Source organism: Bradyrhizobium sacchari (assembly GCF_002068095.1).
Lineage (GTDB): Bacteria > Pseudomonadota > Alphaproteobacteria > Rhizobiales > Xanthobacteraceae > Bradyrhizobium > Bradyrhizobium sacchari.
Window position 1 is genome coordinate 111,925 of sequence record NZ_LWIG01000043.1, and the last position, 9,522, is coordinate 121,446.

Below are 9,522 nucleotides of genomic sequence, written 5' to 3' on the forward strand. Positions count from 1 at the left end.
CGGGGATCCAGACCATGCCACCGGACCACGCGGTCGTGCCGCCGACGAAGGCCGTCTTCTCGATCACCAGCACGCGCAGACCTTCGACAGCCGCGACGGCCGCGGCTGTCATGCCGCCGGCACCGGCGCCGATGACAATGACGTCGTAGGTCTCGTGCGCCGGCATCATGCGGCGGGTGTCCGGAAGCGAGGCATGACACCGTCATACCCCGTCCCGGCGCCTGAGCGCTAGCGCGCCGGCTTGCGCTCGATGGGATCGATGTCGATCGCCCGCAGGCGGCCGAGCCGCAGCACATCCATGGCGAGCCGCCGGCCAATCCGGTCGCGGTCGAGCACGCGGATCAGGTCATCGACGCCGTTGATCTCGACGCCGTCGACCTTGATCACGACATCGCCGGGCAAAAGGCCGGCCTTCGCCGCCGGTCCGTCGGGCTCGATCTGCATCAACAGCGCGCCCATCTTGTTCTCGACCCCGGCGACGACCGCGTGCCGTCGCGGGACCGGCGCGGTCTGCCCGGCGACGCCGATATAGGCGCGACGGACATAGCCGTGGCGGATGATCTCTGACAGCACGAATTGCGCGGTGTTGCTGGCGACCGCAAAGCAGATGCCTTGCGCACCGTTGATGATCGCCGTGTTGATGCCGATCACCTCGGCATTCGACGACAGCAGCGGTCCGCCGGAATTGCCGGGATTGAGCGCGGCATCGGTCTGGATCACGTCCTCGATGGTGCGGCCGCTGACCGAGCGGATCGAGCGGCCGAGCGCCGAGACCACACCGGCGGTCACGGTCGACTCGAAGCCGAGCGGGTTGCCGATCGCGATCACGAGTTGTCCGCGCTTAAGGTTCTTGGAATTGCCGAGCGCGGCATAGGGCAGATCGCGCACGCCGTTGGCGCGGAGCAGCGCAAGGTCGGTGTCGGGATCGACGCCAAGCACCCGGGCATCGCCGACATGGCCCTCGACGTCGCGCAGCCTGATCTCCTTTGAGGTGCCGACCACATGGCTGTTGGTGAGCACGAGCCCGTCCGGCGAAATCACGATGCCCGAGCCGAGCCCGCCGCGCTCGCGGCCGTTCGGTAACTTGGGACCGGTCTCGACGCGCACGACCGCAGGGCCGACGCGGTCGGTGACGTCGATCACGGCATTGGAATAGGCGTCCAGCAGCGCCCGGTCATCGGCCGGGGCAGCCGCCGCCGTTCGCGATGACGACGCGTCATCGGCGATATCTGAGGTGAAATCCAGCATGGCAAGAGTCCTTGAGGCCCACACAGATGGTGGCCTATTCCCTCTCGCGCAAGGGACCCGTCTGGGGCGCAGGGCTGGGCTGCCCAAGTGGCCTGCCCAAGTGGCCTGCCCAAGTGGCTAGGGCGCGCGCCGCAGCGTGCCTGCCCTCGCCCTGACCGGATCGAGCAACGACCAGTCGCCGTCCGGAAGCACATGGCCCTTCGGGAACGGTGCACGCAGCTCCAGCCCGAGCGAGCGCAGCACGCGGTCGTCGCGGTAGTAGCATTGCAACACGACGCGGACGAGCGTTGCGGCGGCGCCACCGCCAGAGCTGCGGAATTGCTGCGCGACGCTGTCGCGCGCGGCAGGCTCGAGATCAGCAAGCGGCATCCCCGCGAGCCGCGCCAGATGGTCAAGCGCCGCCGCGACCAACCTGGTGTCCCGACCCAGGGTTGCGAGGATGTCCGCCTGGATGATCTCGTCGTCGGCGCCGGGAACGCGATATTCCTCGCTCGATGGAATGATCATCGCGGCGATGGTGCGCAGGTCCTGGCGCTGCCGCGGCGTGAGGGTCATCTGCTCGGACATGGCGGTCCTCTAGTCGAACAAGTTGGCGAGGCGCTGCTTCATCTGGTCGGCGATGTAGAGCGCGAGGGCCTGGATGGTGGAGGTCGGGTTCACACCGCCGGAGGTAACGAAGATGCTGCCATCGACGATGAAGAGGTTCTTCACGTCGTGCGTGCGGCCCCATTCGTTGACGACGGAACGCGCGGGGTCGGTACCCATCCGCGCCGTGCCGAGTAAATGCCAGCCGCCCCAGGGGATCGGCGAGTTGACGCAGATATCGCTCGCCCCCGCCGTCTCGAGAAACTCCCGGCCGCGCGCCAGCGCATGCTCCATCATCTTCCGGCTGTTCTCGCTGATCGTGTAGTCGATCTTCGGCGCGGGAATGCCGTGGCTGTCCTTCAGGACCGGATCGAGCGTGACGCGATTGTGCTCCTCTGGCAGGTCCTCGCAGATCGCGGAGAAACCCAGGCGGTGGCCGTTGAGCTTGCGGAAGACGCGATGATGATCCTCGCCCCAGGGGAGGATGCCCTTCTGCTCGCTGACGACGGCCTCGAACACTGGCCCGGCCCCGCGCACGAACTGGACGCCGTAGCCACGCACGAAGCCGCGCGACAGGTCGGTGTCATACCATTCCTTGCTCCACAGGCAGGTCGGCGGCGCGCGGTTAGAGTCGGTCGCCTCCTTCACATAGCCGTAGATCTGCGCATAGGGATGGAACATCAGGTTCTTGCCGACGAGGCCGGACGAATTGGCAAGGCCGTTCGGGAAACGGCCGGACGCGGAGTTGAGGAGCAGCCGCGGCGTGCCGACGCCGTTGCAGGCGATGATGACCACATGCGCCGGCTGAAACTGCTCGACGCCGTCCTTGTCGTAATAGACCACGCCCGAGGCCATGCCGTTCTCGTCGGTGGTGATCTCGCGCACCCGGCAACGGGTGCGCAGCTCGACGCCGGCCCGGATCGCATGCGGCCAATAGGTGATGTCGGTGGAGGACTTTGCGCCTTGCGCGCAGGCCGGCGTGCAATGGCCGAGATTGATGCAGCGCGCCCGCCCCTCATAGTCCGTGGTCGCGACCGTGGTGTCCGACGGCCACCAGTGCCAGCCGAGCTTGTTCATGGCCTTGCCGATGATGGCGCCGGACAGGCCCATCGGCTGCTGCGGCATCGGCGGATGCGTCAGCGGCGAGAGCGGATCGCCTGACAGCCCCGACGTGCCCATCATGCGGTCGTTCTCTTCGAAGAACGGTGTCAGCGCGTCGTAATCAATCGGCCAGTCGTCGGCGACGCCGTCGAGCGTCTTCACCTTGAAATCGGAAGGATGCAGCCGCGGCCAGTGCGCGGTGTACATCACGGTCGAGCCGCCCACCGCATTGTAGTTGACGACCTTGATCGGCGAATTGTCGTCGTTGATCGGGTAATCCTCTGGCCGGCCGCGGACGTTGGGGCTCGACGACCACTCGCCGTAGAACTTGGCCTCCCAATCCCGCCCTGTGCTCGGATATTCGGCCGGGTTCATCCAGCCGCCCTGCTCCAGGCAGAGAACGTGCATCTTGGTCTCCGCCAGCGACCACGCCACCGCCGCGCCCGATGCGCCGGCGCCGATGATCAGGACGTCCACGGGGTCTTTCATCGCAACCTTGTCCTCCCCCTCGCCGCTTACCGGGCGATTCGGCCTTTCGCGCACCGCGCGGCCGGCGAACGATAGGGTCAGAGCTGCGGCTGAGTAAAGCCGCGAGCCCGGAATGTCGCACTTCGCAGGGCGCAGACCATTGGTATCGCCACGTCCCGATGCTAGGAACAAGGGCGCACGAGCCATCGATAGCGAGACCTTATGTCCTTCCGAAATTTCTTTGCCGCCGCCCGCGCTTTTGCGCTCGTTTTGTTTTTCATCTTGTCCGGATCTCTGGCGTCCTCCCAGCCGGCCTCGGCCGTGACCGCTGCCGCGACGGTCCGCGACGGCAACTCCATCCAGCTCGGCGACGTGACCTACCGCCTCGACGGCGTCGACGCGCCCGAGCTGGACCAGGTCTGCATCGACGATCACGCCGATCCCTGGACCTGCGGCATCGAGGCCCGTGACCAATTGGCGAAGCTGATCAACAAGCGCTCCGTGCGCTGCGACGATGTCGGGCCGGAAAAGAGCTTTGGCAAACGGCACCGCGCGCTCTGCACGGCCGAGGGTGACAAGGCGACCTTGAACGAACAGCTGGTCAAGCTCGGCTATGGCATCGCCCGCGAGCCAATCAGGGCGAACGTCAAGCCCGCCGCGACCGAGGCCAAAATCGCCTCGGCCGGGATCTGGAAAGGCTGCTTTGTTGCGCCGCAGGAATTCCGCACCGGCAAGAAGGACGGCACCCTGCTGGGCGCCGCCTGCCGCGCCGATCGCGACAAGGAAATCCGCGCGGTGCTGTTCCCGGACGATCTGGCCATGCCGCCGAGCTGCAGCATCAAGGGCAAGCTCGCGGTGCGGGCCCGCGTCACGGGCAATATCGGCATCTATCATTTGCGGGGCTGCCCGAGCTATCCGGCAACCACCAAGCCGGACCGCTGGTTCTGCTCCGAGGATGACGCCCAGGCCGCCGGCTTCCGCAAAGCCTACAATTGCCGCCGGCCAAAGTGAACAATTCCTTCACGCAAGCGTGAGTGGTAGCCCGAGACCGTATTGCTCCGGAATTGAACTCCGTCGGGAGTTGCCCCATTTATAGACACACGCAAGCGCTTTGCGCGAGCGTTTCCTTGGCAGACGATCCTCATCGGATTGTCTTTGCTCGGGCGTTTCCTCCCTAGACTTGGGCCGCTTGTCACAACAAGCGGCTCTTCTTTTTTGGTGCCCTACGTCCGCATCCGCATGATCTGGTCCATCGGCGGCATGTTGCCGTTCAGATGCGACATGATCCAGACGGTGCCGCCGACCACGAGGAAGACCACCAGCAGCCCGAAGGCCAGCGCCAGCACGTTGTTGGTGTTATCTGGGCCCGTGGTGATGTGCAGGAAGAACACCAGATGCACGCCCATCTGCGCGATCGCCAGCACGATCAGGGCGACCGGGATCGAAGGCTGCCAGACCAAATCGGTGCCTGCGATGAAGAACGACGTCGCCGTGAGCAGCAGCGCCAGGACAAGTCCGACGACGTAACCCAGGATCCGCTCGCCAACGCTATGCTGCTCTTCCTCGCCCGGCGCGAGATCATGCCCGGCCGGAATATGGGTCTGATCGCTCATGGGGCACCCCCAAGCAGGTAGACAACGGAGAACACTCCGACCCAGATGATGTCCAGCGCGTGCCAGAACAGCGCAAAGCACATCATCCGCCGCAACACGTCGGCGCGAAAGCCCTTGGCGAAGACCTGAGCCATCATGGTGAGCAGCCAGAGCACGCCGGCCGAGACGTGCAGGCCATGACATCCGACCAGCGAGAAGAACGACGTCAGGAACGCGCTGCGCGAGGGACCATAGCCACGCGCGACGAGATCGGCGAATTCGCGGAACTCGATGACGAGAAAAATCAGGCCGAGCACGCAGGTCACGGCCATGCCGAGATAGAACCAGAACCGGTTGCGCACGTCGGCGGCTATGCTGGCCATCCCGCAGGTGAAGCTCGACAGCAGCAGGCAGACCGTCTCGATCGCGACATTCCGCTGCTCGAAGATCTCAGCGCCACTGGGGCCGCCGGCGGTCTGCCCGGACAGCACCGCATAGGCCGCGAAGAAGCAGGAGAACATCACGATGTCGGAGAGCAGGAAGACCCAGAAGCCGTAGGCGGTAACGATCCTCTTGGACGCCGGCCCGGGATGCTCGATGACGATGCCGATGTGATGGGGATCGGCGTGCGCATGGCCGACGGTCGCTGTCATCGACATCAGACCGCTCCCGCCATGCTGACGAGGCTGCGCCGCTCCTCAAGATTGATCCGGTCGATCCGGGCGACCTCCTCGGCGGGAATGACGTATTCGTCATGGTCGCGCCAGGCGAACACGACGAAGGTCGCGAAGGCGCCGATGCCGCCCAGGATCACCATCCACCAGATGTGCCAAATCAGCGCAAAGCCCATGATGCTGGCAAAGAACGCGCAGATGAACCCGGTCGGCGAGTTTCGCGGCATCTCGATGTCCTGATATCCGGGCACGTCATGATCGAACGATTGCTGCTGGGCGCGGGTCTTCATGTCCCAATAGGCGTCTTCGCCGCGGACATCCGGATGGAAGGCGAAGTTGAACACAGGCGGCGGCGAGGACGTCGCCCATTCCAGCGAGCGGCCGTCCCAGGGATCGCCGGTGCGGTCGCGCAGCGCCTCGCGATTGCGGATGCTGACCACGAGCTGCATGATCTGGCAGATCACCCCGATCGACAACACGGCCATGCCGAATGCCGCGACGATCATCCAGGGCCGCCAGGCCGCGACGTCGTAATGCTGCAGGCGCCTGGTCATGCCGAGCATGCCGGCGATGTAGAGCGGCATGAAGGTGACGTAGAAGCCCGTGAAGGTGAACCAGAACGCGGCCTTGCCCCAGCGCTCGTCGAGGCGGAAACCGAACGCCTTCGGGAACCAGTATTCGAAGCCGGCGAAGGCGCCGAACAGCACGCCGCCGATGATGACGTTGTGGAAGTGGGCGACCAGAAACATGCTGTTGTGGAGCATGAAGTCCGCCGGCGGCACCGCGACCAGCACGCCCGTCAAGCCGCCGATGATGAAAGTGACCATGAATCCGACCGACCACAGCATCGGCGTCGCGAAGCGGATGCGGCCGCCATACATCGTGAACAGCCAGTTGTAGATCTTCACGCCGGTCGGTATCGCGATGATCATGCTGGCGATGCCGAAGATGGCATTGACGTCCGGCCCCGCCCCCATCGTGAAGAAATGGTGCAGCCAGACCATGAAGGAGACGACGCAGATCGCCATGGTCGCGAGCACCATCGAACGGTAGCCGAACAGCGCCTTGCCCGAGAAGGTCGAGACCACCTCGGAGAAGATGCCGAAGGCCGGCAGCACGAGGATGTAGACCTCCGGATGCCCCCAGGCCCAGATCAGATTCATGAACATCATGACGTTGCCGCCGGCCTCATTCGTGAAGAAGTGGAAGCCGAGGTAGCGGTCGAGCAGCAGCATCGCGAGCGTCGCTGTGAGGATCGGGAAGGCCGCGACGATGAGAAGGTTCGAGGCCAGCGTGGTCCAGCAGAACATCGGCATGCGCAGATAGTTCATGCCCTTGGTGCGCAGCTTCAGCACGGTGGTGACGAGGTTGATGCCTGCGACCAGCGTGCCGACGCCGGAGATCTGCAGCGACCAGGCGTAATAGTCGACGCCGACGCCGGGCGAATAGGATAGTCCCGAGAGCGGCGGAAAGGCGAGCCAGCCGGTGCGCGCGAACTCGCCGACCACCAGCGAGATATTGACCAGCAGCGCGCCGGTCGCGGTCAGCCAGAAGCCGACCGAATTGAGCGTCGGGAATGCGACGTCGCGCACGCCGAGCTGGAGCGGCACGACGAGGTTCATCAGCCCGATCACGAACGGCATCGCCACGAAGAAGATCATGATGGTGCCGTGCGCCGAGAAGATCTGGTTGTAGTGCTCCGGCGGCAGATAGCCCTGCGACTGGTAGGCGACCGCCTGCTGGATCCGCATCATGATGGCGTCGCTACCGCCGCGCAGCAGCATCACCGAGGCCAGCAGGATGTACATGACGCCGATGCGCTTGTGATCCACGCTGGTGATCCATTCGTCCCAGAGATAGGGCAGATGCCCCTTCACCACCACCCAGAACAACACGCCGAGGATCGCGACCAGCACCACCGCGCCTGCGACGAGCGGAATGGGCTGATCGAACGGAATGGCCGACCAGTCGAGCTTACCGAGCATCGTGGCCTCCACTGTGCGGACGGCCGGCCCCGGATGCGAGCTCCGGTCCAGGACCTGGCGGAATGTGCTGAGTTGCGATCAGGTCGAACAGCCGCGGGTCTTCGAGACGGTAGGTCGGCCGGCCCCGCTCGATGCCCTGCTGCTTCAATTTCGTGTAGGTGTCCTCGTTCAGCACGGCATCGCTCTTCGCCGTGGCGGCGACCCAGTCGGGAAACGCCAGCGGCGAGACCACGTTGACGTCGAACATCATGTGGGGAAAGCCGTCGCCGGAGAAATGCGCGGACAGGCCCTGGAGCTTGCCCTCGTTGTCGGCGCGCAGGTTCAGCCGCGTCACCATGCCGTTCATGGTGTAGATCATGCTGCCGAGCTGCGGGATGAAGAACGTGTTCATCACGCTCGACGACGTCAGCTGGAAATTTAGCTCGGCGCCGGCCGGCACCGTCAGCGTGTTGACGGTCGCGATGCGCTGATCCGGATAGATGAACAGCCATTTCCAGTCGAGCGAGACGGCCTGGATGCGCAGCGGACTGCCGGTTCCGGGCACGGGCGCTGCGGGATCGAGCTGGTGCGAGCCGATCCAGGCGACCCCGCCGAGCAGGATCACGGTCAGCGCAGGGATGGACCACACCACCATTTCGACGCGGCCGGAGTAGACGAAGCCCGGCTGGAAGCGCGCTTTAGTATTGGAGGCGCGAAACCAGAACGCAAAGGCCAGGATCGCGACAATGGTCGGCACCACGATCACGAGCATGATGAAGATGGAATCGACCAGGATGGTGCTGTTGGCCGCAGCCACAGGGCCTTGTGGATCGAGCAGATTCATCGGCAAGCCACTGGCGATTGGGAAACCCCGGGAGAAAGCCTAGCGCGGAAAAGGCTCCGCAACAAACGCGATCGCCGGAAAACGGTTCCTGGATCGCAAGGGCCAGCCATGCGCAATCCGTCGGCCGCAGCATGCAATTCCATGTGATGTCAATGACATGAACGCAGGACCCGCGCCTTCTCTCCGGCCGGAGCGATTGCTAATCTGCACGAAATAATGAGAACGATCCGATCCCGGGAGTGAACTGACATGCGCTTGAACGACAAGGTCGCCATCGTGGTCGGAGCCGGCCAGAGCCCCGGCGAAGGCATGGGCAACGGCCGCGCCGCCGCGCTGACCTTCGCGCGCGAAGGCGCGAAGGTTCTGTGCGTCGACCATCATCTGGAGTCGGCGCAGGAAACGGAGGCGATGATCACCGCGAAAGGCGGCACCGCCGCAGCCTTCAAGGCCGATGTGACGAAGTCCGCCGACATCAAGGCGATGGTCAAGGACGCGCAGACGCGCTGGGGACGGATCGACGTGCTGCACAACAATGTCGGCGTCAGCCTGTCCGGCGGCGATGCCGAACTGCTGCAACTGACCGAGGAGGCGTTCGACCGCGTCGTCGCCATCAATCTGAAGAGCTGCATCCTGGCGGCGAAAGAGGTGATCCCGATCATGCGCGCGCAACGAAGCGGCGCCATCATCAACATCTCCTCGATGGCGGCGATCACGACGTATCCGTACGTCGCCTACAAGGCGACCAAATCGGCGATGATCGCCTTCACCGAACAGCTCGCCTACCAGAACGCCGAATACGGCATCCGCGCCAATGTCATCCTGCCCGGCCTGATGAACACGCCGATGGCGGTCGATACCCGCGCCCGCGAATGGCACAAGACCCGCGCCGAGGTCGAAGCCGAGCGCGACAGCAAGGTGCCGCTGCGCAGGAAGATGGGGACCGGCTGGGACGTCGCCAACGCCGCGCTGTTTCTGGCGTCCGACGAGGCGAACTTCATCACCGGCGTGACGCTGCCGGTGGATGGCGGGGCGAGCGTGAGGCGGGG

At 64.8% G+C, this 9,522-nt stretch carries 10 protein-coding genes; 2 read left to right on the forward strand and 8 right to left on the reverse strand.

The window, feature by feature from the left end; translation table 11 throughout:
• The 4 genes from A5906_RS45355 to A5906_RS31140 form a co-directional block, all read right to left on the reverse strand.
• A partial coding sequence (locus A5906_RS45355) for an FAD-dependent oxidoreductase (RefSeq protein ID WP_245326994.1) occupies positions 1-169 on the reverse strand: 169 nt, incomplete at its 3' end.
• 59 nt (positions 170-228) lie between these two features.
• Positions 229-1,248 (reverse strand): S1C family serine protease, encoded by a 1,020-nt coding sequence (locus A5906_RS31130; protein ID WP_080139003.1) that lies wholly within the window; start codon positions 1,246-1,248, stop codon positions 229-231.
• 117 nt (positions 1,249-1,365) lie between these two features.
• Positions 1,366-1,815: a hypothetical protein gene (locus A5906_RS31135; RefSeq protein ID WP_080139004.1), complete on the reverse strand. Its 450-nt coding sequence runs from the start codon at positions 1,813-1,815 to the stop codon at positions 1,366-1,368.
• Between the two features lie 9 nt (positions 1,816-1,824).
• On the reverse strand, positions 1,825-3,423 hold the full coding sequence (locus tag A5906_RS31140) for a GMC family oxidoreductase (RefSeq protein ID WP_080139005.1): 1,599 nt from the start codon (positions 3,421-3,423) through the stop codon (positions 1,825-1,827).
• A gap of 201 nt (positions 3,424-3,624) precedes the next feature.
• Between A5906_RS31140 and A5906_RS31145 the strand changes: the two genes are divergently transcribed.
• Positions 3,625-4,413, forward strand: a complete 789-nt coding sequence (locus A5906_RS31145; RefSeq protein WP_080139006.1) for a thermonuclease family protein — start codon at positions 3,625-3,627, stop codon at positions 4,411-4,413.
• 212 nt (positions 4,414-4,625) lie between these two features.
• On the opposite strand, the gene cyoD is transcribed toward A5906_RS31145, so the two are convergent.
• The 4 genes from cyoD to A5906_RS31165 are packed head-to-tail and all read right to left on the reverse strand — an operon-like array spanning position 4,626 to position 8,476.
• Positions 4,626-5,015: a cytochrome o ubiquinol oxidase subunit IV gene (cyoD, locus tag A5906_RS31150; protein WP_080139007.1), complete on the reverse strand. Its 390-nt coding sequence runs from the start codon at positions 5,013-5,015 to the stop codon at positions 4,626-4,628.
• A complete protein-coding gene (locus A5906_RS31155; protein ID WP_080139008.1) occupies positions 5,012-5,653 on the reverse strand; it encodes a cytochrome (ubi)quinol oxidase subunit III in 642 nt (213 codons plus the stop codon). The genes cyoD and A5906_RS31155 overlap by 4 nt, the downstream gene beginning before the upstream one ends.
• Complete coding sequence (gene cyoB / locus A5906_RS31160; protein WP_080139023.1) at positions 5,653-7,653, reverse strand: cytochrome o ubiquinol oxidase subunit I; 2,001 nt, start codon at positions 7,651-7,653, stop codon at positions 5,653-5,655. Before cyoB ends, A5906_RS31155 begins: the two co-directional genes overlap by 1 nt.
• On the reverse strand, positions 7,643-8,476 hold the full coding sequence (locus A5906_RS31165) for a cytochrome ubiquinol oxidase subunit II family protein (RefSeq protein WP_080139009.1): 834 nt from the start codon (positions 8,474-8,476) through the stop codon (positions 7,643-7,645). The genes cyoB and A5906_RS31165 overlap by 11 nt, the downstream gene beginning before the upstream one ends.
• 249 nt (positions 8,477-8,725) lie before the next feature.
• Between A5906_RS31165 and A5906_RS31170 the strand changes: the two genes are divergently transcribed.
• Positions 8,726-9,522 (forward strand): SDR family NAD(P)-dependent oxidoreductase (locus tag A5906_RS31170; RefSeq protein WP_080139010.1); only part of this gene is annotated, 797 nt, incomplete at its 3' end.

Coding starts and splice junctions, on each gene's coding strand:
- A5906_RS31135 (WP_080139004.1), bottom strand. CDS start 1,815: ATGTCCGAGCAGATGACCCTCACGCCGCGGCAGCGCCAGGACCTGCGC.
- cyoB (WP_080139023.1), bottom strand. CDS start 7,653: ATGCTCGGTAAGCTCGACTGGTCGGCCATTCCGTTCGATCAGCCCATT.
- A5906_RS31130 (WP_080139003.1), bottom strand. CDS start 1,248: ATGCTGGATTTCACCTCAGATATCGCCGATGACGCGTCGTCATCGCGA.
- A5906_RS31145 (WP_080139006.1), top strand. CDS start 3,625: ATGTCCTTCCGAAATTTCTTTGCCGCCGCCCGCGCTTTTGCGCTCGTT.
- A5906_RS31165 (WP_080139009.1), bottom strand. CDS start 8,476: ATGAATCTGCTCGATCCACAAGGCCCTGTGGCTGCGGCCAACAGCACC.
- cyoD (WP_080139007.1), bottom strand. CDS start 5,015: ATGAGCGATCAGACCCATATTCCGGCCGGGCATGATCTCGCGCCGGGC.
- A5906_RS31140 (WP_080139005.1), bottom strand. CDS start 3,423: ATGAAAGACCCCGTGGACGTCCTGATCATCGGCGCCGGCGCATCGGGC.
- A5906_RS31155 (WP_080139008.1), bottom strand. CDS start 5,653: ATGTCGATGACAGCGACCGTCGGCCATGCGCACGCCGATCCCCATCAC.